Source organism: Pseudomonas syringae pv. cilantro (assembly GCF_001293775.1).
Lineage (GTDB): Bacteria > Pseudomonadota > Gammaproteobacteria > Pseudomonadales > Pseudomonadaceae > Aquipseudomonas > Aquipseudomonas syringae_P.
The window spans coordinates 57,406-80,058 of the sequence record NZ_LGLN01000045.1 but is presented as its reverse complement, the minus strand read 5'-3'; the positions used below and the strand labels follow the sequence as shown (position 1 = coordinate 80,058).

Here is a 22,653-nt window from a genome sequence, read left to right as displayed (position 1 = left end):
CGTTATTGAGGCTTGGGAAAAGCGCTGGCGATATTGGCGTCGATGGTGGCTTTGATGCCCTGACCGTCAGGCGCTGCATCGGCACCCTTGCCGTTGTTCAGGTGCAGCACGCCGCCGGTGTTGAACTGCGCGTCGCCGCTGGCGTGCAGGCTGATCTGCACACCGCAGATATTGATCTGGCCGCTGGCGTTGAGCTCAAGCACGCTTTTGCCACACACCAGCCGCAGGTTTTCCCCCACTTCTATGATGTAGCTCTGGCTGACGCTGTCGGTCTTGCTCGCGCCGACGGCCACCACATCGTCCTGTTTGACGATGCGCACGCGGTTGTTGCCGATCAACACGGTCTCGTCATGGCCGATGCCCTTGAACCGGTCGTGGCCCACCGAGTGGCTTTCATCCACCTCGACGATCACGTCCTGATTCCGCTCCGCATGGATGTACAACTGCTCCGCGCCTTTCTTGTCCTCCATGCGGATCTCGTTGAAATTCGCCGGCGTGCCGCCTTTGCTGGAACGGCTTTTCATGCCGCTCTGCGTGGCATTGGCGGGCAGGTCGTAAGGCACCGTCTGTTCGGCGTTGTAGACGCGGCCAGTAATGATCGGTCGGTCGGGATCACCTTCCAGAAAACTGACGATCACTTCCTGACCGATGCGCGGAATCTGCATCGATCCCCAGTTCTTACCGGCCCAGGCTTGCGAGACGCGAATCCAGCATGAGCTGTTTTCGTTGGACTGATCGTGGCGGTCCCAGTGGAAATGCACCTTCACCCGGCCAAACTGATCGGTCCAGATTTCTTCGCCAGCGGGGCCTACCACCACGGCGGTCTGCGGGCCTTTGACGATCGGGCGCTGGGTCGTGGCCAGTGGCCGAAAGCTCTGCTGGGCATCAATGCAGCTCAGGCCGAGTTCAAATTGCACGCTGCCCCCGGAAGCGCCACTTTCCAGGCTTTCCTGCGCCAGGTAATAGCGCGCGCCGACGATCAGGTATTCGCGGTTCTGATCCTGACGGCCGAAACCGGTCAGGCTGAACAGGTGCCCGGCACCCAGGCCTCGCGCGTTGCCGCTGAGCTCGACCCGTTCGTGCAGGCTTTGCAGTGCTTCCAGGCGAGTGCGTGCGTAGTGCTCGCCGTCCTGGCTCTGCACGTAGGTGCCGGGGTAGTCGTAAAGCGGATAATCGCCGGCGGTGTGCGGACGCGGCATGGCCGAGCGCACGTCGATGCTCGCGCTCGGTCGCTGGAAGTCGTAGTCATTCAGTTCTAGCGAACCTGGCTGCACTTCCTGAGCCAGACGCCAGTCATTGATATGATCACGTTCGCGATGCTGGCCGTCGGGCGGAAAGTAGGGCACCGACTCGTAACCGGCCGCCGGTTGATGAGCGCCGTAGGCATCGGCCAGCACCAGTACGTGACGATCCTTTTCGTGACGGAAAAAGTAATAAATCCCTTCCTGTTCCATCAACCGACTGACGAAGTCGAAACTGCTCTCGCGATACTGCACGCAGTATTCCCACTCGCGATACGGTTTGCTCAGGGCGTCTTCGAAGTCGGAAAAACCCAGGTCGCGGAACACCTGCTTGATGATCTGCGGAATGGTCAGGTTCTGGAAAATCCGGCAGTCGGACGTGCGGGTCAACAGCCACAGCCATGGGCGCAGCGTGACCTGGTAACTGGCGAATTGATCGCGGGTCACGTTCTGGCTGCAGCGCGCCGCAATGCCATGAAAATAACGCTGCGCACCGCCCGCCAGTTGCACGGACAGGCTCATCGGCTTGCCCAGCAATTGGTTGAGGTCCAGCGCGCCGTCGACCGAGGTCAGTTGCAGGTCGTAACTGAACAGCCGCCCCAGCTCATCGCCGCCGCTCATTTCCTTGAGCAGCAGCACATCCGGACCGAGCGGGCTGCTGACTTGTGCCAGACGCGTGAGTTGCTGGAAGTTCATGGGTTGTCCCGTTCAGCGTTCAACGGCTGCATTACGCCGAGCGTGTCAGGCCGTTGCATCACTGAACTCATAATGCAGTTCGTTATCGCGCTGGCTGATGCGAACCCCGGCCAGCGCCTTGCCTTCCAGCATGCGGGTCAGAAACTCGCGGCTCATGTCCGGCAGCAGCGTGTTGGTCAGAATCGTGTCGATCATGCGCCCGCCGCTTTCGGTTTCGGTGCAGCGCGACACGATCAGGTCGATTACGTCATCGTTGTAATCGAACGCAACCTTGTGGGTGCTCTCGACACGCTTTTTGATACGGTCAAGCTGCAAGCGAGTGATGGCCTTGAGCATGCTGTCGCTGAGCGGGTAATACGGGATGGTCACCAGTCGACCGAGCAGCGCGGGCGGGAAGATCTCCAGCAGTGGTTGGCGCAGCGCCTTGGCGATGGCTTCCGGGTCCGGGACGTTCAGCGCGTCTTTGCACAGGTGCGAGATCAGTTCGGTGCCGGCGTTGGTGGTCAGCAGAATCAGGGTGTTCTTGAAGTCGATCACCCGACCTTCGCCGTCCTCCATCACGCCTTTGTCGAACACCTGAAAGAAGATTTCGTGTACGTCCGGGTGGGCTTTTTCGACTTCATCCAGCAGCACCACGCTGTAGGGTTTGCGGCGAACCGCCTCGGTCAGCACACCGCCTTCTCCATAACCGACGTAGCCCGGCGGAGCGCCCTTGAGTGTCGAAACGGTGTGCGCTTCCTGAAACTCGCTCATGTTGATGGTGATGACGTTCTGCTCGCCACCGTACATGGCCTCGGCCAGTGCCAGCGCTGTTTCGGTCTTGCCCACACCAGACGTACCGGCCAGCATGAACACGCCAATCGGTTTGCTCGGGTTGTCCAGCCCGGCGCGTGAGGTCTGGATACGCTTGGCGATCATTTGCAGGGCGTGGTCCTGGCCGATGATGCGCTTCTTCAGGTGCTGATCCAGATTGAGCACGGTTTCCAGCTCGTTGCGCGCCATACGGCCCACCGGGATGCCGGTCCAGTCGGCAACCACCGAGGCCACGGCCTGATAGTCCACCGTCGGCAGAATCAGCGGATTTTCGCCTTGCAACGCGCTTAGACGCTGCTGCAAATCGACCAGCTGTTCGCGCAGCGCCTTTTGCTCGTGGTTATCCGGGTCGGCAATCGCATCGACAGTGCCAGCGCTGTCACGCAACTGCGCACGCAGCGCCAGCAACTCGTCGACCAGCGCCTTTTCATCGGCCCAGCGGGTTTCCAGTACGGCCAGGCGTTCGCGCTCGGCGTTGAGCAAGGTTTCGCTGTGGCTCTGGCGAGTCGCTGTGACAATGCCGATGGCGTGTTCACGGGCGATGATCTGCAACTCGGTTTCCAGTGCCTCGATGCGACGACGGCTGTCGTCCACTTCGGCCGGAACCGCATGCAGGCTGATCGCAACGCGCGCACACGCGGTGTCCAGCAGGCTGACGGACTTGTCCGGCAACTGACGCGCCGGGATATACCGGTGGGACAGTTTCACCGACGCTTCCAGCGCCTCGTCGAGGATTTGCACCTGATGGTGCTGCTCCATGGTCGAAGCCACACCGCGCATCATCAGCAGCGCCTTGTCTTCCGACGGCTCGGCGACCTGCACGACCTGAAAGCGGCGGGTCAGGGCGGGGTCTTTTTCGATGTGTTTCTTGTACTCGGCCCAAGTGGTCGCCGCGACGGTACGCAACGTGCCGCGTGCGAGTGCCGGTTTGAGCAGGTTGGCAGCATCGCCCGTACCTGCTGCGCCGCCCGCACCGACCAGCGTGTGGGCTTCGTCGATGAAAAGAATGATCGGTTTGGGCGAGGCCTGAACATCTTCGATGACCTGACGCAGGCGCTGTTCGAACTCGCCTTTCATGCTGGCGCCGGCCTGCAGCAGGCCGACATCCAGACTGCGCAACTCGACATCCTTGAGCGCGGGCGGCACATCACCGGCAACGATGCGCAGGGCGAAACCTTCGACGACGGCGGTCTTGCCGACACCGGCTTCGCCGGTCAGGATCGGATTGTTCTGGCGGCGGCGCATCAGGATGTCGACCATCTGACGAATCTCTTCATCACGACCGACAATGGGGTCCAGCTTGCCGCTGCGCGCCTGCTCGGTCAGGTCGACGGTAAATTTGTTCAGCGCCTCCTGCTTGCCCAGCGCGCTGGGTGACATGGCGCCGCTGGCTTCGCCCGGGACGGCACCTGCATTGAAACCGTCGCTAGCGCTCAAGGCGTTTTCCGGGGAGTCACCAATGTACTCGTCAAAACGCTCGCTCAGGGCTTCGACCTTGATCTTGTCGAATTCTGCCGACAGGCCCAACAGGGCATGGCGCAGGCTCGGCGTCTTGAGGATACCGATCACCAGATAGCCGGTGCGCACCTGACTTTCACCAAACATCAGGCTGCCGTACACCCAGCCGCGCTCGACCGCTTCTTCGACGTGGGAAGACAGATCGGTGATTGATGTCGAACCGCGTGGCAGGCGATCCAGCGCTTCGGTCAGGTCGCGGGCCAGGCGCGCCGGTTCTACGTTGAACTGACGGATGATGCGGTGCAGGTCCGAGTCCTGGAGCTGCAACAACTGATGAAACCAGTGCGCCAGTTCGACATACGGGTTGCCACGTAATTTGCAGAACACCGTAGCCGCCTCGATGGTTTTGTAGGCGACGCTGTTGAGTTTGCCGAACAGCGCGGCGCGACTGATTTCACCCATGTTTCCTGCTCCTTGAAAGGTGTGCTGACGTTGCCTGGTCGGCGTAGTGCCGAGCCAGAATCAAATCCTTGGCGTCCTCTTCGGGCGTGCCGAGCCAAGTGTTGAAACCCAGCCGCTGACGGCCGTTGAGTTGAAAAGCCGGGACCTCGGGTTGTTCCAGGATCAGGTTCAGATCCCAGTCCAGTTCGTGGCCCAGATACTCGGCAACCCAGGCCACCAGCTCCTTGAACGGCTGGCCATCAGGCAACATGCCCATGTAATCAGCGAACTTGAGCGGCCCGAGCCGTATACGAAACTTGTGCTGACGATCCCAGACGTGGCTGCCCAGACAGAAGTCCACCCCCAGTTGATTCGAACGGACACCGACGCGGCTGCGCTCAGGCAGTTCAAGCCATTGGCCGACGTATTCTTCGATCTCTACCGGCAGGCCGAAGTACTCGGACAGAATCGCGCGCAGGCCATCCGGGTAGCGCGTCTGCGCCGCCAGATGGCCGCTGAAATGCAATTTGGCCGTGTCCGGAATCAGGCCCTGTTCAAGCAGGCTCTGCATCCCGCGTCCGCTGAGTGCAGCGAGCCGGGCCGACCAGTAATCATCATCCGGGCGGTCATGGCTGACGGTCGGACGGGCTTCCGCCCAGGCGCGGTAGAACAGGCTCAGCAACCGATGATGGAACACGTCCAGAAAGCGTTTGCTGGTGCTGTCGGCGTTGTTGCGCTGACGTTCGCGCACGTACTCGGTGATGTGCAGCGGCAGCGGGCCGTTAGGGCCGCCGAGGCCGAAGAAGAACTGCTCCAGGCGTGCCGGGCTGTTTTCGCTCGCCGGCGTCATGGAGGCGAGTGTCGACGGGGCGAACGCGCTGTCCGGTTGTTGACCCATCCGTAACGGGTCGTCGGCCAGCCGCACGGAATGGCCGATTCTGGGCAAATCCGGCGATTCGCACTCGAGACGCCGCAGCGCCTGGAAGAAATCGAATTCCCAGGGCTGCTCGTGCATGGCCGTCACAGTATTCAAAGGGTCGGACGGCGTCCGGGTCGGGCTTTCCATCGCATGATCTCGCCGCGTTCGGTGGTACGTAACACGGTCTCGGTAAAGCTGTTGATCGACACGTAACGTGCCAGGAAACGCTCGAACACCGTGCCGAGCAAAAACACTCCGGTACCGCGAAAGGCGTTCTCGTCAAACTCCAGGGTAATTTCCAGGCCTCGGCCAAATACGATCGGTCCCGGCATCGGCAGGCGGCGGGTGCAGGGTTTGCTGCTGACCTCGCGCAGGCCTTCAATCTGCAATTGCAGGGCAACGTCGTTGTCGTCGCCGTATAACCGGAGCAGTTCGCGCAATGCCGCTGCGCCCTGACCCTGTTCGCTCAATGACAGGTAATTCAGCGACAATTGGCTGATCAGGCGCCAGGCCTTGTTGTCGTGGGCATGGCTGGCGCGCGGGCGGCTCGGGCCGGCCAGGCAGCGCACGGCGGACACCGGCGCGCTGTCGGCCAGTGTGAAGTCGGTCTTGCCGCTGCCGACGCTCATGAACAGGGGCAGATCACGATTGGTGCATAATGCAGTCAGACCCAATTGGCGCAAATCATGTCCATAAGGTGCCTGCTGGCTGTCGACCAGGCTGATGAACGTCTCGCTGCCCACATAGTTCGAGCGTGTTCCATTGCGTCGCTGCTCGCTGGACAGCACCCGCGGCTCCCGGCGCAGCACGTAGTACGCCTTGTCACGGCCGTAACGCGACGGGTCGCGCACCGCATAGAACGGCAGGAATGGCTGATCTGGACCGGTGCCGTGCCCGGTCACGCTCTTGAGCGAATGAATCTCGAAATCCATCGGTCGCGTACGGTCGGCAATCGCATGGTGCTCATGGACGCGATCGGTCAGGTGAATGCGGTCAAGACGGCGTGGGAAAAGATTGATGGCGGGCGTGCAAAACGGCACGAATTGCTCGGCGCCGATGCTGCTTTCCAGGCTTTGCTCGAAACTGTTGAACAGCACGATCAGTTCCAGCTCCTGCCCGGAGCAGCGCTGCACGGCACGGGTCAGCTGGCTGAAATCGACAAACAGAAAGCGTTGCGGCAGGGCAAAATATTCCTGCAACAGGCGGTAGCCCTGAAAGGCTTGTGGCACCACGGGCAATGCCGCTTCACGGTCATCGAACCCGCAGGGGCGCAAGGCGTCGGCAGGCAGGCGCTCTACCCAGTCGCCGCCGGGCTGGCGGGCAAACACGGCACAGGCGTTGCCGAGCAGTTGTTCGTAAAGGCGAAAGGGTTGTTCGTCTGCGCCATGCAGAAACAACGGCAGGTTATCCAGCGCCAGCTTGTCAAAGGTCAGCTCTGCGCCCGTGCGCAAGGTAATGCGCAGCCCGGCCTTGGCTTTGGGTTCGCTGGCGGCCAGGCGTCCGAGCACGGCTGCCGGATTGCCGAAGTACTCCGCCTGGGTCACCTGCAAAGGCCACAACGTCACGTCATGCGCGCTTCGATACTCACAGGGTGTTTGCGAGTCGCGACCCAGTGCGGCACGCATCACGCTGTCGCGGGGCAGGGTAAAGCCGCTGCTCAACGAACCCTCGTTCGGGTCCGTCTGCAGCTGCACGACGGTCATCGAGGGTGTGGGCGCCAGGTAGTGCGGATAGGCGATTTCCAGCAGGTTATGGGTGAAGGTCGGGTATTCGGCGTCCAGTTTGAGTTGTACGCGAGCGGTCAGGTAAGCGAACCCTTCCAGCAGGCGCTCGACATACGGATCTGCGCAATCGAGGCCCGACAAGGTCAGACGCCCGGCGATTTTCGGGTATTCCCTGGCGAACTCGGCGGCGCTTTCGCGGATGTGCTGCAATTCCTGGTTGTACAGCCCCAACAGGCGGGGATTCATGAGCGCCTCCGTTGTTCGGCAGGCATCACGTAGACATGGCCGGATTCCAGATCCAGTTCGGTGCGCAGCAGCAAGGGCAGGGCGACTGGTTGAGCCCACAGGTCGCCCTGGATTTCGAAGCTCAATGCGTTGTGATTCATTTCGTCACGCCCCACTCGGGCCCTCACTTGCAATGTCTGGGGCAGAATGCGCGGCTCGTACGTCACAATCGCACGGTGAATCAGGCTTTCCAGCAGGCTTATATCGATACTCGATGCACTGTTGCCTGCCAGCGCCGGCAATCCGTAATTGACGACCGAAGTACCGGCCGGGGTGTGCAGCGTGGCATCGGCGTCCAGCAAGGACGTAGTGTTCAGCAGCCAGGCCAGATCACGCAGTACCGAGGCCTTGAGCTGACTGAGAGACAACACGCGCCTGTCCGCACTTTCCTGCGGATTGCTAGGGTCTTCGTCGGTCAGCCGATCAAGCAGCGACGGCTGCAGGCGCTCGCGCAGAGTGATGTCGTTCACCAGTCGAACTGCCAGACAAACGCTTTCTGATCCCAGTGGGCTGGTCCGCATGCGGCGACCCGGCTAACGGGCGATGCCTCAAGTTTGCCGTTGAACAGGCGCACTGGCTGAAGGTCAGTGACGCAGTTCTTGCTTGGCGCGGGCAACCGATCGCTGCGCTCGACCATAACGATAAGAGCCTTGCGATAGGTTTCTACGCGCACTTTTTTTTGCAGGTCCTCGCTGAAGCGGCAGGGCCACTGCATCTCCAGCGTCAGGGGCGCGTTTCCCGTGCGGTTCAGGGTACAACGACCCTGCTCGTTGCTCAGGCTGAGTTGCTGGCCACCGACTTCGGCCTGGATCAGGCCAATGGGGGGCGGGTCTGTCTGTTCGGCACACGCGTTGAGGCTGATCAGAGTGGCAGTCAGCACGGGAATAACGACCGATTTGCGCATCACGTCAGCTCCCAGAACCAGACAGCCTTGGCCCGGTGAAAATAATCGCCGGTCTGGGTCTGGCCGCGATTCCACAGGTCGATATGGTCGCCGGTGGGATGGCCCTCGGCATCGTTCGGCTGCGCGTAGAAATCCTTGTAGAAAATAATGCCTGTCTTGTCGATCAGGCTGTTTCGGTCTGCCGAACTGTTGCTGTAGATTTTCGGCGCGCCGAGTTGTTTCTTTTTCCACAGCCAGTTGGCCAGAGATTCGGCACCTCGGGCATGCCCGTGAGCACATCGAGGCTCGCTGTAGGTAGAACTGTTAACCGCAAGCGAACGCTCATTGCACAGCGCTATGCTCAGGCGGATCGCACACTGATTGTCCCAAGGACCATCGCAGGGCTTGCCGCTGGGCGAAGTCCCCATCATGTCGTTGTACGCTTTCCACAAATTGATAAAAGCTGGCTTGGCCATCATTCAATCTCGAAACGGCATGGATCGGAGCTTCCGGATACCGATGGCCCCGGCATCTGCTGACGGGGCCGCATGCACTCAGCGCTTGGTGTTGGAGCGGATGTTCCAGCCGTATTTGACCGGGCCACCTTCCTTGGTGCCGTCGGCTTTCTGTGGCTGATAGTCCACCAGCACCTGGGCGAAATTGAGGGTGACGTTTTCGATCAGGCGATCATCGCTGCCCGAGCCGCCGGTGCTCAGTGAAGTGATGAGCACTTCTTCCAGATTGATGATCAGGTACTCGACCTGGCTTTCGCCGCCAGCCTTGCGCACGGTCAGCTTGACCTTGTCGATGTGCTTGCCGCTGGAGCAATGCATCATCAGGTTCGGCGTGGATTTGTCGACATACTTGGTAATCGACAGGTCCTGAATATTGACCTTGCCTGCACCACCGCCTGTGCCGGTGTGCATGTTGCCGGTCTGGGACATGCCCCAGCTCCAGTTCAACACATCGATCTCTTCCTTGTGGGCCTTGTCCATGGACTCGCCCTTGATGTCACCGATCTTGATAAAGATATCGACTGCCATGTTCTCTCCTGATGTGGCGTGGACCACTCATGTGTTGATTGGCTGCACGCCGGTCTGGACGTGCAGCCTGTTCGCATTGCGCAAAACCGCTCGCAGCTTTAGCTGCGGACGTGGTCAGGCACCCTTGGCCGACGGCAGCTTGGAAACCAGACGCAGTGATACGGTCAGGCCTTCGAGCTGATAATGCGGGCGCAGGTAGAACCTGGAGTTGTAGTACCCCGGATTGCCTTCGACGTCTTCGACCACCACCTCTGCTGCCGCCAGCGGATGCTGAGCCTTGGTGGTTTCTGTGGAGTGCGCCGGGTCGCCGTCGACGTAGTTGAGAATCCAGTCCTGCAACCAGCGCTGCATTTCGTCCTTCTCTTTGAACGAGCCGATCTTGTCGCGCACGATGCACTTGAGGTAGTGCGCGAAGCGGCAGGTGGCGAACAGGTACGGCAGGCGCGCGGCCAGGTTGGCGTTGGCGGTGGCGTCCGGGTCATCGTATTCGGCAGGCTTCTGCAAGGACTGCGCGCCGATGAACGCTGCAAAATCAGTGTTTTTCTTGTGCAGCAGCGGCATGAAACCGTTCTTGGCCAGCTCGGCTTCACGACGGTCCGAAATAGCGATTTCGGTCGGACATTTCATGTCCACGCCGCCATCATCGGTCGGGAAGGTGTGAGCAGGCAGATTTTCCACTTCGCCGCCCGATTCGACACCGCGAATCCGCGAGCACCAGCCGTAGTGCTTGAACGAACGGTTGATGTTCACCGCCATGGCGTAGGCCGCATTGGCCCAGGTGTACTTGGCGCTGTCGGCACCGTCGGTGTTCTCTTCAAACGCGAACGCTTCCACCGGATCAGTCTTGGCCCCGTAAGGCAGGCGAGCCAGGAAACGCGGCATGGTCAGGCCGATGTAACGTGCGTCTTCCGATTCACGCAGCGAACGCCAGCCTGCGTATTCCGGGGTGGTGAAGATTTTGGTCAGGTCGCGCGGGTTGGACAGCTCCTGCCAGGAGCCCATGCCCATCACGGTGGGCGAGGCGGCCGCAATGAACGGTGCATGCATGGCGGCACAGACCTTGGACAGCTCGCCGAGCAGTTCGACGTCCGGTGGCGACTGGTCGAAGTAGTAGTCACCCACCAGGCACCCGTAAGGCTCGCCGCCGAACTGGCCGTATTCTTCTTCGTACATCTTCTTGAAAATCGGGCTCTGGTCCCACGCCGTGCCCTTGAATTTCTTCAGGGTCTTGTGCAGCTCCGGCTTGGAGATATTCAGGACACGAATCTTCAGTTGCTCGTCGCTTTCGGTGTTGCTGACCAGATAGTGCAGGCCACGCCAGGCGCTTTCCACTTGCTGGAAATCCGGATGGTGGATGATCTGATTGACTTGCGCCGTCAGCTTGGCGTCGATCGCTGCAATGATCGACTCGATCGACTTGATGGCGTCGTTGGACACCAGATCGGTTTGCGCCAACGCCTGTTCAGCGAGGGTGCGTACGGCAGTTTCGACCGCTTCGCGGGCACGCTCGGTCTTGGGTTTGAACTCTTGCAGCAGCAACGACGCAAACTCGCTGGTCTGCTCGGTGGCAACGGCGGCTTGTGGCTGATTTTCGCGACTCGATTCGGTCATGATGTCTGGTCCTGATTACGCGTTGGGCTCGGAGTCCTGAGGCTTTGGCGCACTCGCCAGGGCCTGGAGCAACGCAGGATCCTTGATAGCCTTCATGATGATTTCTTCAGCGCCGGTCTTGCCGTCCATGTAGGTCAGCAGGTTTGCCAGCTGCGTCCGCGCTTCGAGGAGTTTTTTCAGTGAGTCGACATTGCGCGCAACCGCCGCAGGGCTGAAGTCATCCATGCTCTCGAACGTGATGTCCAGGCTCAGGTTGCCTTCGCCCGTCAGCTCATTGGGCACGTTGAACGCCACACGTGGCTGCATGGCCTTGAGGCGCGAGTCGAAATTGTCGACATCGATTTCCAGAAACTTGCGATCGGCCACCGCTGCCAGAGGCTCTGCCGGCTTGCCGGCAAGGTCTGCCATGACCCCCATGACAAAGGGCAACTGGACCTTTTTCTCGGCGCCATAAAGCTCTACGTCGTATTCGATCTGAACTCGCGGCGCGCGATTGCGCGCAATGAATTTCTGAGAACTGGTTTTCGCCACGTTGCTCCTCCTGGTCGCTGCTGCGACGGTGTTGGCGTCATCGGTCGTTGCCGGTAACGGGATTGCGTGATCCGGACACAGACCCCATCAGGGAGTCAGTCAGCCTCGGGTCCGCGCAAGTTTTCGAACTGCGACATACCGTCTGGAATCAGGTTACGCACGATGGCTTCGAAATCGGCGTGCACCAGATTCTTTGCTCGGTTCAACAGCACCGGCAGCGGGCTCGAGGGCTCGTGGCGGGTGTAATAACTCAGAATTCGATCAAGGCTGCGCAGTACGTCGTCGCGAGTGGCGATGTCGCCGGACGCGCTTGGCGTGATGGAGGCGGGCGCTTGCGCGGCAGACCCTGGCGCTTCGTCGACCGACTCGTTGTCAGCGCTGGCGACGCTCTGTTCGCCCAGAATCTGCATGGCTTGCCTGAGCAGCTGTTTCAGCGGGGACAGGTCGACACCCTGTGCCGAACCGACCTGCTCTGACACGAAACGCTCGATAAATTCGACGGCCGAGCGTGCTTCGCTCAGCGCGCTTCGGGTGGCGTCCAGTTGCTCGGGATCACTGTCGCGCAGAGCGGCAGACAAGGTATCGGCGGTCAGCGTCTCATCGGCACAGCTCTGCAGGCCGCTGGCACTGAGCGCGGCGCGCAGGCTGACAGTGCCGAAAGCCCGGGAACGGATCAGAACGCTTTCGCGCAACAGGCGGATATTGGTGTCGCAGGTCAGACCTGAAAGCGCATTGATACGCACGGTAGGATCGTTATCGTCATCTGCATCAAGCTGCGGGTAGATATCGGCCCAGTACTGCTTGAGAAGTTCGCTGATGAGCGTGAGCACGTTGCCCAGGCCAGCAACGCCGTCGAGCGCCAGGGCACTTTGCAGAAGGAAATGGGTGATGCGCAGGTCTTTGCTGCGCTGCAGCAGCGCAACGCTCGATTGCTCGATGGCGCGCCATTGGGGGGGCTCGGCAGGTTGTATCGAATCGCCCATGACGCGTTCAGGACGGCCTAGCGCATCGCGCTCCAATTGCAGAAAATCCGGGTCGTATTCCAGATCATCGCCGCAAGGAAAATTGGCGGACACTGCAGCGAGCAGCAACGGTACATCCACCAAGATCGATCTCCTTATCAAATCAGTTGTTGTCGCGCGGCTAGTCAGGACGTTCCCTGAACAACTTCCATGGGTAGCGGTTACTCGCAGTGATGCCACTATGAACTCACTGGGGCATGGGCGTTGTGCATTTTTGGTGTAGTACAGATGGCTTGTCAAGGTTAAGCTATGCCGGCTTTGCGCGGGTGTGACGGGGGTGGCAACCGAAATGTTGTTTTGCCGTCGCCTGTGTCACTGCCATGGAATTGTGTATAAAGTCGCGTGCTTTCATGTTCACCAATAATTTTTAAAATCGTTCTTTGAGCTTTTTTGCCTCATTCAGGCTGCTGCGCTCATCGTTTCAGGTTTTTCGTTATTGTTGCTCATGCGCGTTGTAAGCAAGGAGGCGCAATGACGCTGTGTCTGACGATCACTAGTTATCACAAGATAACCCCTGGCCAATGTCCTGAAAAATCAATGGATAATGGGGTGATGGCGATCGGTCGTGGCCCGGAGAATGACTGGGTGCTGCCTGATCCCGAGCGCTTGGTTTCCCAGAAGCATTGCGTTGTCCAGTACAAAGATGGTCGTTACTACCTCACCGACTACAGCACCAATGGCGTCGAGCTGATCAATGCCGGTATTCGTCTGCGGCGCGGCAACAGCGAACCGCTTCAGGATGGCGAAATCATCCGTATTGGTGAATACGAAATACAGGCACGCATCGACGCGGGTCTGAATTTTGCGGACGTCATGCCAGCGAGCGGGATCGACTCCCCCAACAGTTTCGAAGCGCTGATGGGGCGCCAGAGCGGCGCAGCGCAACCCGGTGCTGCGCCAGTAAGCAGCGTGCCGGCTACCGCTCATTTTCAGGGCGGATCGGCACACGATACCTTTCCTGATCTGTTCGACTTTCTGACGCCGTCGAGCATCACGCCGCCGACACAGCCTGATCATGTTCCTGCCGAGCAACATGACTTTCGAGCCCCGGTGCCCTCGAGACCGGCCCCGGCGTTGAAAATGCCTGAGTCCGCGCCCGCTGTCGGACTCATTCCCGAAGACTGGGACCTGTTAGCCGATACGCCCGCCCCGACACCGACGCAACCGCGGGCCGATACTCTGCCTGAGCCTGAGCCTGAGCTGACGAGGCCTGAACCCGTCGCTGTCCCAGTCGCTCCAGCCGTAGCGCCAGTCGCTACGCCGTCGCCAGCCGAAACTGCCTCCGCTCATACGCCCGATCTGCTTCAAGCCTTTCTGCGCGGCGCAGGCCTTGATCAGCTGCGCATCGACACCGCTCAGGCCGAGGCCCAGATGGAGGCGATAGGGCGCAGCTATCGGCTGATGGTTGAAGGGCTGATCGACGTATTGCGGGCGCGCACCAGCCTCAAGGGCGAGTTCCGCATGCAGCAGACCGTGATAGGCCCGGTGGAAAACAACCCGTTGAAATTCGCCCCGAATGCCGATGAGGCCCTGTTGCTGCTGCTGCTGCGTCACGGCAATCAGGCATTCATGGCACCGGAACAGGCGGTGACCGACAGTTTTGATGATTTACGCGCTCACCAGCTGGCCGTGATGGCCGGTGTGCAGGCAGCGATCAAGCATCTGCTCAAACGCTTTGAACCTGCCGAGCTTGAGGCGCGTATGAGCGCACCGTCAGGTGCTTTATCGAGCCTGCTGGGCGGTTCCCGACAAGCCCGTTACTGGCAGCAGTTCACCGAGCTCTACAGCAATATTTCGCGCGAAGCGGAAGACGATTTCCAAGAGCTTTTCGGGCGTGAGTTCAGCCGCGCCTATGAGGAGCACAGCGCCCGTTTGCGCCGCCCCTGAGTTGCAGGATCAACCACCACTAGCCAGAACTTAAGGATCAAGGATGTTTCGCAGCGTTGTTTCGGCCGCTCTCATTGTATTGCTGCTGGGTGCCTGTGCCAAGGATGTGCAAACTCCGAAGGATGCGTCTGCGTCCTCTTCGGAAGCCGCCGTCACGCTCGACTTTCAGGCTGCCGCAGGGCTCAACCCCGGCGCGACCGGTCAGGCTGCGCCCGTCCGGGTGCGCCTCTACGAATTGAAAAACACAGCGTCTTTCCTGCGTGCGGACTATTTCGCCCTGGCCGAGCGCGCTCCCGCCACGCTGGGACCCGATCTGCTTGATCAGGATGAAGTGCTGGTCCAGCCCGGTGCGCAGCAGCGTGTCGTTCGCCATCTTGATCCGGCGACCCGTCATATCGGCCTGGTGGTCGGCTATCGCGCAATAGATCGTGCGCAGTGGCGTGCCGTCATCGACGTCTCGCCGCGACAGTCCAGCGAACACCGGATCAGCCTCGATGTGCAGGCCGTACGCACTGACGTCGCCACCCCAACCCGCCCGGCTCAATAGCAAACGGAGTACCCATGTCCTGGAACAATCGAGTGGTCTGGTCGGAAGGCATGTTCATCGGAACCCAGCACTTTCAGCAGCATGACCGATACCTGGAAAACCTGATCGATGCCCGCAATCGGCCACTGTCGGCAGGCGCGTGGGGGTTTTCCGAGCTGTTGATCGATCAGGGTCTGTTGGCCCAAGGCAAACTGGCAATCATTTCGGCCCGGGGTTTGCTGCCCGACGGCACACCTTTCAGCATTCCGCAGGATGATCTGGCACCCAGCCCGTTGAGCATTGATGACAACCTGCGTGACGGCGTGGTGTACCTGGCCTTGCCGCTCAAGCGCGCCGGTGCACGCGATACCGTGGACGAAGGCGAAGCATTGGGTGGCGCACGTTACCTCAGCCAGGTGCGCGAGGTGCGCGATGACAACGCTCCGTTCGAAAACCGAGCGCCAGTGGCCGTCGGTTCCAGAGCTCTGCGCTTGCTGACGGCTGAGGACGGCTTGGGCGATTACGCTGCCATAGGCGTGGTGCGTATCAAGGAAAAGCGCGCCGACCGCGCGCTGGTGCTGGATGACAGTTACATACCGCCAGTGCTCGACGTTACCGCAAGCCGGCCGCTGTCGGCGTTTCGCAGCGAGCTACAGGGCCTGTTGCGCCAGCGTGGCGAGGCGCTGGCCGGGCGGGTTGTGGCGTCTGGCGCGGGCGGCGCTTCGGAAATCGCTGATTTCATGTTGCTGCAACTGGTCAATCGCGCCGAGCCGCTGATCAACCACCTGAGTCAGTTGAGCCCTGTGCACCCCGAGCGTTTCTACAGCGTACTGGTCGCGCTGGCCGGGGAGTTTGCGACCTTTTCGTCGAGCAGCCGTCGCCCTGAGGATTTCCCTCGTTATCAGCATGACGACCTGACATTGAGTTTCACGCCGGTCATGCATGCGCTGCGCGAGGCGCTGTCGATGCTGATCGACAGCAAGGCCACGCCTATTCCAATCGTTGAAAAAGCCTACGGCGTGCATGTCGCGATGCTGGCAGACAAGACCCTGATCGACACTGCAAGCTTCATCCTCGTGGTGCGTGCTGATATCCCGAGCGAAACCCTGCGCGGGCGTTTCAGCCAGCAGAGCAAAATCGGCTCGGTGGAGCACATCCGTGATCTGGTCAACCTGCAACTGCCCGGCATCGGCCTGTTGCCACTTCCCGTGGCGCCGAGACAGATTCCGTACCACGCGGGCTCGACCTACTACGAACTGGACCGCGGCAGCGAGCACTGGAAACAGCTGATGCACTCCGGTGGCTTTGCCTTTCATGTCGCGGGTGAATTCCCGGGGCTGAACCTGGCCTTCTGGGCCATTCGAGGATAAACCGCGATGCATTCCAACGACGACGGTTCATCCCCGCCCGCCAGCGACCGCACCCAGTTCATGCCGCGTCCCGGCGGTCGCAGCGGGTCCAGTGGCGCTCCGGAGCCTACTCCGCCGCTCAATGTGCCATCGGCGCCGCTGGCAACCGGTCAAGCGCAGGGGCTCAATCCGCTGGAAAGTGCCGCAGGTCCGCTGCTGGCCTTGCTGGCCCGCCTGCGCAGCACCATTGCCCACCCGGCACCGGCCAGCCTGCGGGCGCAATTGCTGGCCTGGCTGCGCCAGTTCGAGGAGCGCGCCGAAGCGGCCGGGGTCGCCCGCAACGATGTGCTGCTGGGGCGTTACGTACTGTGCACCGCGCTTGATGAAGCGGTCATGAGTACACCGTGGGGCAGCACCAGCGAATGGGGCAAACAAAGCCTGCTGATCACGGTGCACAACGAAGCCTGGGGAGGTGAAAAGGTTTTCCAGTTGCTTGACCACTGCCTGCAAAGCCCGCGCGAGCGGTTGTACCTGCTAGAGCTTTTGTACCTGTGCATGTGCCTGGGCTTCGAGGGCCGCTATCGGGTGATGAACAACGGTCGCAGCGAACTTGAAGCCCTTCGCGAGCGGACCAGTGCAGCGATCCGCAGTGCCCGCGGCGAGCATGAACGTGAGCTCTCGCCACACTGGCGCGGTCTGACTCTGGCCCGTGATCGCCTGACCCAGTTCATGCCGCCGTGGGTCGGTGTCGCCATCGGGCTGGCGCTGTTGCTGCTGTTGCTGTTGGTGCTGAGACTGAAACTGGCGTCTGACGCCGAGCCGGTGTTCAGGAATATTCATGCGTTGGGCGAGATTCCGGTGCAGTCCATCGATCGTCCCGTGGTGCAGCCGAAACTGATCGAACGCCCGCGTCTTGCAGGCTTTCTGGCCGACGACATCAAGGCCGGCAAGGTGGCGGTTGAAGACGCCGTGGATCGCTCGGTGGTGACTATTCGCGGTGACGAGCTGTTTGCGTCGGGCAGCGCCACCATCGTGGACGACTTCCAGCCACTGATGCTGCGCATTGCCGATGCCATCCGCAAGGTCAAGGGTGACGTGCGCATCACCGGGCACAGCGACAACCGTCCCATTGCGACCCTGCGCTTTCCGTCCAACTGGGCGCTGTCGCAGGCTCGTGCCGAACAAGTGTTGCAAATCCTCGCCGCCAAGACTGGCCAGCCGCAACGTTTCACCGCAGAAGGGCGCAGCGATACCGAGCCGCTGGGTTCCAACGCGACCGCTGAGGGCCGAGCGAAGAATCGCCGGGTTGAAATCACTGTATTGGCGGAGGGGGTCGAGTGAAGGTTTTTTTCGGTTTTGTCATTCGCTGGCTCGTCCCGCTGCTGGGCTTGATCGCGCTCAGCCTGATCATCTGGTTTGTCGGTCCGCTGCTGGACATCCTGGTCCCGGAAGGTCGCCGTTGGGCGTTGATCATTCTATTGTTCGCGATCTGGATCGGTTACCGGGTGTTTCGCATCATTCAGGCCCGTCGCCAGGCGGCAGCCGTCATGCAGAGCCTGGCCGCCGAGACCGCGCCGGACCCTGCCAGCGTCGCCACCGCCGAGGAACTGGCGACCTTGCGGCAACGCATGGACGAAGCGCTCACCCTGCTGAAAAAGGCCCGTCTGGGCGGTGATCAGCGGCGCAATCTGTATGAGCTGCCGTGGTATGTGATCATCGGGCCGCCCGGTTCGGGCAAAACCACAGCGCTGGTCAACTCGGGTCTGCATTTTCCACTCGCAGCCCAGCTTGGCGCGGGTGCCGTTCGTGGCGTGGGGGGGACACGCAACTGCGACTGGTGGTTCACCGATCAGGCGGTGCTGCTCGACACCGCAGGTCGCTACACCACTCAGGACAGCCACGCGCAAGTCGACAAGGCAGCATGGCTGGGCTTTCTCGACCTGCTCAAGACCCAGCGCGCGCGTCGGCCCATCGACGGTGCGTTCATTGCCATCAGTCTTTCCGATCTGCTGCTTGGCAGCGATACCGAGCGGGCTGATCATGCCGCCGCGATTCGCCTGCGGATTCAGGAGCTGCACACTCGACTGGGCGTGCGTTTCCCGATCTATCTGATGCTGACCAAGCTCGATCTGGTGCCGGGCTTCATGGAGTTCTTCGATGCGCTGAGCAAGGAAGAGCGCGCTCAGGTCTGGGGCATGACATTTGCGCTGGACGACGGCAAGAGTGCCGAAGACCCGCTGCAGGACTTCCAGAAAGAGTTTTCGGCGCTGGAACGGCGTCTCAATGAACGGTTGGTGGAGCGCTTGCAGCAAGAGCGTGACCCGGCGCGGCGCGACCTGATTTATGGCTTCCCGCAGCAGTTCGCTGCGCTCAGACAAACGCTGCAAGGCTTTCTGGACGGCGTCTTCAAGCCCAATGCGTTCGAGGCGCGCGCGCTGTTGCGTGGCGTTTATTTCACCAGCGGCACTCAGGAAGGCAGCCCGATCGATCGTCTGATCGGCAGCATGGCCCAGAGCATGAACCTGGACCGACAGCAACTGGCGCGGCAATCCGGCACCGGACGCAGTTATTTCATCGAGCGATTGTTTACCGCCGTAGCGTTTGCCGAGCAGGGGTTGATGGGGGTCGATCCCAAAGTGGAGCGCCGCCGCAAGTGGATCGCCCGCGCTGTGCTGGCTGCAACGGTCGCGGTGGTGTTGCTGGTTGGCGCACTGTGGCTGATCAGTTACAACGCCAACCAGCGCTACATCGCGCAGGTCGATCAGAAAGTCGCGCCACTTGGCCAGACCGTCCAGAACCTCAGCCCCGCTCAGCGTGATGTATTGGCGGTACTGCCGTTGCTCAACGCGGTCCGTCATCTGGCCAGTGAACCGCCGGACTGGGCGCAAGGGCTGGGCCTGTATCAGGGCGACATGCTCGAGGCGGAGTCGTCCAGCGTCTACCGCAAGCTGCTGATCGCCGTATTCGCGCCGCGCCTGGTGACAAGGCTGGAAGAGCAATTGCACAACGGGGGTTCTTCGGACTTTCTGTACGAGGGCCTGAAGGCTTATCTGATGCTTGCCGATACGGAGCATTACGACCCGGATTTCATCAAGGCCTGGATTGCTCTGGACTGGGACAGCAGCCTGCCCCGCGATCTGCCGCCGGAACAGCGGCTGGCACTGGGCGAGCACTTGCAGGCGCTGTTCGAGCGGCACCCGCCCAAAGCCCGTCTGGATCAGCGCCTGATCGATGACCTGCGCCGCCAGTTGCAGCAATTGCCGGTGGCGCAGCGCGTCTATGACCGGGTCAAACGGCAGAAGCTGCCTGAAGGCGTGCCGGATTTTCGCTTGAGCGAAGCCGGTGGCCGTGACGCGGCACTGGTGTTCAGTCGCAAGAGTGGCAAGCCTCTGACTGAACCGCTCAGTGGCCTGTTCACCGCCAAGGGCTATCGCCAGGGCTTTCTGCTGAGCAGCCTCAATCAGGCTTCAACGCTGGCAGAAGAACAGTGGGTACTGGGCCGTGATCAGGCCGAACAACTGGACGTGGCCAGCCTGGCTGCCGAAGTGCGTCGCCTGTACTTCCAGGATTACGTGCGCCAGTGGGATGCGTTGCTGGCGGACATCGACTTTGTGCCGATTACCAGCGTGGCGCAAGCTGCCGATGTGCTGCGGGTCATCTCGGGGCCTGCTTCGCCCTTGAAAAAACTGCTGTCGGCAGTGGCCAGAGAAACCGACTTGCAGGAAGAAGAGAAACTCCTCGCGGAACAAGGCAAGAAGGTCGATGGCAACGTTGATCAGCTCAAGCAGCGCCTCGGTTCGTTGTTGGGCCAGCAGCAGGCGGCCGCCAGCACTGCGCCGGTGGCAGTGGAGGACCCGGTGAGCGCGCATTTTGCCGATCTCAAGGGTCTGGTCACTAAAGGCGAAGGTGAGCCTGCGGCAATCGATGCGTTGCTGTCCGACATGAACGCGCTTTATGTGCAGGTCAGCGCTATGGTCGGGGCCAGTGGCGATGCGTTGCTCGGTGAAGCGAAAAACCAGGCCACGGCCGCCGCTGCACGGGTCAGCCTTACCGCGGAGCGTCAGCCGCCTCTGGTGCAGGGGCTGGTCAAGTCGGTTGTCAGCTCCACGACCAACACGATGATGGGCGGGGTGCGCAATCAGCTCAATGCCGCTTGGGTCAGCGAGGTGGTGAACGTCTATCGCCAGTCACTCAGCGGCCGCTACCCGATGTCCCCCGGCAGCACGCGTGATGCGACGCTGGACGATTTCGGTCAGTTCTTCGGTGTCGGCGGCGTGATGGACAGCTACTTCCGCAAATACCTGCAGCCTTATGTCGACACGTCTGCCAGCACCTGGCGCTGGCAGTCCGGTGCCGCGCAAAAGCTGGGGATCAATGCGGGCGTGCTGCAGACATTCCAGCGTGCGAGTGCGATTCGCGATGCGTTCTTTCGCTCCGGAGGCACTCAGCCGACGGTTCGTTTCGAGCTGAAACCGATCGCCATGGACGCCTCCATCACCCAATTTCTGCTGGATCTGGATGGTCAGCAGATCGGTTATGACCACGGCCCCAGCCGCCCGGTCGCCATGCAGTGGCCGAACCCGGGCAGTATCGGCGTCGTGCGGTTGTCGATTTCGCCACCGTCTGCCAGTGGCCGTTCAGGTGTAACGCTAGATGGGCCCTGGGCCTGGTTTCGTCTGCTGGAACAGTCAGATCTGACCGCAGGCAATGCGCCAGATCGTTTCAATCTGCGACTGCGCGTTGACGGCGCCAGTATCTCTTACGAACTGCGCGCCAATAGCGCATTCAACCCGTTCAAAAGTCGCGTGTTGAGCGGCTTCAGTCTGCCGGAGCGGTTATGACAGCGGTGGGCTTCTACGGAAAACTGGCCAGCCGTGGCGATTTCGTCAGCCGCGATTTGCCGCAGAGCTTCATTCAGCCGTGGGACGCCTGGCTGGCGGCCGGCTTGCTCGCGAGCCAGAGACAGCTCGGTGGTGCCTGGCTCGATGCCTATCTGATCAGCCCGCTGTGGCGGTTCGTGCTGGCCTCGGGCGTGTGCGGCCCACAGGCGGTCACTGGCGTATTGATGCCGAGCATTGATCGGGTCGGTCGCTATTTCCCGATGACAGTCGCGGTGCCCATCGAAGCCGGACAGGCACCGGGTTCACTGCTCAGTGGCGCGGATGGCTGGTTCGAGCAGGCGGAAGAGCTGCTGCTGGCGACGCTTGAACCGCAGGCGACGTTCGAGTTGTTCGAAGCCGGGCTGCAGGCGCTGGGCGCGCCGCTATTGGCGCCACGTCAGCCGGTGCACGCTTTTGCCGGGCTGCAACGCTTTTCTGCCGTTACACCTCAGGAGCGGAGTACCGCGCTGGTCGAGCGCGCTTGCGAAGGTGCCAGCGTCTGGTGGGGCAACGGGTCGGAAAGCATTGCACCGGGCATGCTGCGTTGTGAAGGGCTACCGGCTGCGGCGGATTTCGGCAGTTTCCTGTTGGGCAATGGGGCAGAGGTCTAGATGAGCGCACCCTCAAGCATGAATTACACGTCGGCCAGCTACAGCCATGTCGGTATGGTCCGTCAGATCAACGAAGACGCCTTTCTGGAGAGGTCCGCCGAGGGCTTGTGGGTCGTGGCGGATGGCATGGGCGGGCACGCGGCGGGCGACTACGTGAGCAGTCTGATCGTCGACACCCTGCGCAATTCGCCTTCTGCCTCCGCGCTGGATGCCTGCGTCGAGCTGTTGCGCGAACGCCTGGATGAAGTGAACGCGGCAGTGCGCAAGGAAACCCATCAACGCAATGTGAGCATGATGGGCAGCACCGTGGTGTTGCTGGCGGTACGGGGAAATCAGGGCATTTGTCTGTGGGCCGGTGACAGCCGCCTGTATCGCCTGCGCGACGGCGAGCTGCAAGGTATTTCACGCGATCACAGCTATGTGCAGGACTTGATGGACAGCGGCTTGCTCAACGAAGCGCAAGCGCGAGTGCATCCGCGCTCGAACATCGTCACCCGGGCAATCGGGGTTCAGGACCGGCTCGAACTGTCGCAGGTGCAACTCCAGATCCTGCCCGGCGACACCTACCTGCTGTGCAGCGACGGCTTGAACAAGACCGCCGAAGACCATGAGATTCGTGACGTACTGAGTCACAAGGACCCGTACGAAATCGTGCGCAGCCTGGTGCACCTCGGGCTGACACGGGGCGCACCCGACAACATTACTGCCATCGTCGTCAAAGCCGGTTGAAGAA

The 22,653-nt window shown here is 61.1% G+C and carries 18 protein-coding genes; 7 read left to right on the top strand and 11 right to left on the bottom strand.

Translation table 11 applies throughout. The features are described 5' to 3' along the window. Positions 1-2 precede the first annotated feature (2 nt). The 11 genes from ABJ99_RS13475 to tssA form a co-directional block, all read right to left on the bottom strand. Entirely contained in the window at positions 3-1,937 is a 1,935-nt protein-coding gene (locus ABJ99_RS13475) for a type VI secretion system Vgr family protein (protein WP_054086260.1), read from the bottom strand. A gap of 45 nt (positions 1,938-1,982) precedes the next feature. Further along, positions 1,983-4,670 carry a type VI secretion system ATPase TssH gene (gene tssH, locus ABJ99_RS13470; protein WP_054086259.1) on the bottom strand — a complete coding sequence of 896 codons (2,688 nt, stop codon included), beginning with the start codon at positions 4,668-4,670 and terminating at the stop codon, positions 1,983-1,985. Next, complete coding sequence (gene tssG, locus ABJ99_RS13465; RefSeq protein WP_054086258.1) at positions 4,663-5,715, bottom strand: type VI secretion system baseplate subunit TssG; 1,053 nt, start codon at positions 5,713-5,715, stop codon at positions 4,663-4,665. Before tssG ends, tssH begins: the two co-directional genes overlap by 8 nt. Next, on the bottom strand, positions 5,679-7,538 hold the full coding sequence (gene tssF / locus ABJ99_RS13460) for a type VI secretion system baseplate subunit TssF (RefSeq protein ID WP_054086257.1): 1,860 nt from the start codon (positions 7,536-7,538) through the stop codon (positions 5,679-5,681). Before tssF ends, tssG begins: the two co-directional genes overlap by 37 nt. Then, a complete protein-coding gene (tssE, locus tag ABJ99_RS13455) occupies positions 7,535-8,047 on the bottom strand; it encodes a type VI secretion system baseplate subunit TssE (protein WP_375232742.1) in 513 nt (170 codons plus the stop codon). Before tssE ends, tssF begins: the two co-directional genes overlap by 4 nt. Beyond that, positions 8,044-8,481 (bottom strand): hypothetical protein, encoded by a 438-nt coding sequence (locus tag ABJ99_RS13450; RefSeq protein WP_054086256.1) that lies wholly within the window; start codon positions 8,479-8,481, stop codon positions 8,044-8,046. The genes tssE and ABJ99_RS13450 overlap by 4 nt, the downstream gene beginning before the upstream one ends. Continuing rightward, positions 8,481-8,936: a type VI secretion system amidase effector protein Tae4 gene (locus tag ABJ99_RS13445; protein WP_054086277.1), complete on the bottom strand. Its 456-nt coding sequence runs from the start codon at positions 8,934-8,936 to the stop codon at positions 8,481-8,483. Before ABJ99_RS13445 ends, ABJ99_RS13450 begins: the two co-directional genes overlap by 1 nt. Before the next feature lie 78 nt (positions 8,937-9,014). Then, the gene (locus ABJ99_RS13440; RefSeq protein WP_007252917.1) at positions 9,015-9,503 is read right to left on the bottom strand and encodes an Hcp family type VI secretion system effector; all 489 of its coding nucleotides are present in this window, start codon (positions 9,501-9,503) and stop codon (positions 9,015-9,017) included. A 114-nt stretch (positions 9,504-9,617) separates the two neighbouring features. Further along, a complete protein-coding gene (gene tssC / locus ABJ99_RS13435) occupies positions 9,618-11,114 on the bottom strand; it encodes a type VI secretion system contractile sheath large subunit (RefSeq protein ID WP_054086255.1) in 1,497 nt (498 codons plus the stop codon). A gap of 15 nt (positions 11,115-11,129) precedes the next feature. Continuing rightward, positions 11,130-11,645 carry a type VI secretion system contractile sheath small subunit gene (tssB, locus tag ABJ99_RS13430; RefSeq protein WP_007252919.1) on the bottom strand — a complete coding sequence of 172 codons (516 nt, stop codon included), beginning with the start codon at positions 11,643-11,645 and terminating at the stop codon, positions 11,130-11,132. A gap of 95 nt (positions 11,646-11,740) precedes the next feature. Beyond that, a complete protein-coding gene (gene tssA, locus ABJ99_RS13425; RefSeq protein WP_054086276.1) occupies positions 11,741-12,748 on the bottom strand; it encodes a type VI secretion system protein TssA in 1,008 nt (335 codons plus the stop codon). A 390-nt stretch (positions 12,749-13,138) separates the two neighbouring features. Here tssA and tagH point away from each other — a divergent pair, with 390 nt between their 5' ends. From tagH to ABJ99_RS13390, 7 genes are read left to right on the top strand one after another with little or no spacing between them, the layout of a single operon-like run. Next, positions 13,139-14,554, top strand: a complete 1,416-nt coding sequence (gene tagH, locus ABJ99_RS13420; RefSeq protein ID WP_054086254.1) for a type VI secretion system-associated FHA domain protein TagH — start codon at positions 13,139-13,141, stop codon at positions 14,552-14,554. A gap of 43 nt (positions 14,555-14,597) precedes the next feature. Beyond that, the gene (gene tssJ, locus ABJ99_RS13415) at positions 14,598-15,101 is read left to right on the top strand and encodes a type VI secretion system lipoprotein TssJ (RefSeq protein ID WP_054086253.1); all 504 of its coding nucleotides are present in this window, start codon (positions 14,598-14,600) and stop codon (positions 15,099-15,101) included. Between the two features lie 14 nt (positions 15,102-15,115). Beyond that, positions 15,116-16,450, top strand: coding sequence for a type VI secretion system baseplate subunit TssK (gene tssK, locus ABJ99_RS13410; RefSeq protein ID WP_054086252.1), 1,335 nt, complete (start codon positions 15,116-15,118; stop codon positions 16,448-16,450). 6 nt (positions 16,451-16,456) lie between these two features. After that, positions 16,457-17,770, top strand: a complete 1,314-nt coding sequence (locus ABJ99_RS13405; RefSeq protein WP_054086251.1) for a DotU family type VI secretion system protein — start codon at positions 16,457-16,459, stop codon at positions 17,768-17,770. After that, positions 17,767-21,270, top strand: a complete 3,504-nt coding sequence (gene tssM / locus ABJ99_RS13400) for a type VI secretion system membrane subunit TssM (protein ID WP_054086250.1) — start codon at positions 17,767-17,769, stop codon at positions 21,268-21,270. The genes ABJ99_RS13405 and tssM overlap by 4 nt, the downstream gene beginning before the upstream one ends. Continuing rightward, a complete protein-coding gene (tagF, locus tag ABJ99_RS13395) occupies positions 21,267-21,920 on the top strand; it encodes a type VI secretion system-associated protein TagF (protein WP_054086249.1) in 654 nt (217 codons plus the stop codon). Before tssM ends, tagF begins: the two co-directional genes overlap by 4 nt. Beyond that, positions 21,921-22,649 carry a PP2C family protein-serine/threonine phosphatase gene (locus ABJ99_RS13390; protein WP_054086248.1) on the top strand — a complete coding sequence of 243 codons (729 nt, stop codon included), beginning with the start codon at positions 21,921-21,923 and terminating at the stop codon, positions 22,647-22,649. Positions 22,650-22,653 lie beyond the last annotated feature (4 nt).

What these genes read in the sequence shown, in the direction of transcription:
- tagF (WP_054086249.1), top strand. Translation starts at nt 21,267, where the DNA reads ATGACAGCGGTGGGCTTCTACGGAAAACTGGCCAGCCGTGGCGATTTC.
- tssK (WP_054086252.1), top strand. Translation starts at nt 15,116, where the DNA reads ATGTCCTGGAACAATCGAGTGGTCTGGTCGGAAGGCATGTTCATCGGA.
- ABJ99_RS13450 (WP_054086256.1), bottom strand. Translation starts at nt 8,481, where the DNA reads ATGCGCAAATCGGTCGTTATTCCCGTGCTGACTGCCACTCTGATCAGC.
- ABJ99_RS13405 (WP_054086251.1), top strand. Translation starts at nt 16,457, where the DNA reads ATGCATTCCAACGACGACGGTTCATCCCCGCCCGCCAGCGACCGCACC.
- ABJ99_RS13390 (WP_054086248.1), top strand. Translation starts at nt 21,921, where the DNA reads ATGAGCGCACCCTCAAGCATGAATTACACGTCGGCCAGCTACAGCCAT.
- tagH (WP_054086254.1), top strand. Translation starts at nt 13,139, where the DNA reads ATGACGCTGTGTCTGACGATCACTAGTTATCACAAGATAACCCCTGGC.
- ABJ99_RS13440 (WP_007252917.1), bottom strand. Translation starts at nt 9,503, where the DNA reads ATGGCAGTCGATATCTTTATCAAGATCGGTGACATCAAGGGCGAGTCC.
- tssF (WP_054086257.1), bottom strand. Translation starts at nt 7,538, where the DNA reads ATGAATCCCCGCCTGTTGGGGCTGTACAACCAGGAATTGCAGCACATC.
- tssH (WP_054086259.1), bottom strand. Translation starts at nt 4,670, where the DNA reads ATGGGTGAAATCAGTCGCGCCGCGCTGTTCGGCAAACTCAACAGCGTC.
- tssG (WP_054086258.1), bottom strand. Translation starts at nt 5,715, where the DNA reads ATGGAAAGCCCGACCCGGACGCCGTCCGACCCTTTGAATACTGTGACG.
- ABJ99_RS13445 (WP_054086277.1), bottom strand. Translation starts at nt 8,936, where the DNA reads ATGGCCAAGCCAGCTTTTATCAATTTGTGGAAAGCGTACAACGACATG.
- tssJ (WP_054086253.1), top strand. Translation starts at nt 14,598, where the DNA reads ATGTTTCGCAGCGTTGTTTCGGCCGCTCTCATTGTATTGCTGCTGGGT.
- tssC (WP_054086255.1), bottom strand. Translation starts at nt 11,114, where the DNA reads ATGACCGAATCGAGTCGCGAAAATCAGCCACAAGCCGCCGTTGCCACC.
- ABJ99_RS13475 (WP_054086260.1), bottom strand. Translation starts at nt 1,937, where the DNA reads ATGAACTTCCAGCAACTCACGCGTCTGGCACAAGTCAGCAGCCCGCTC.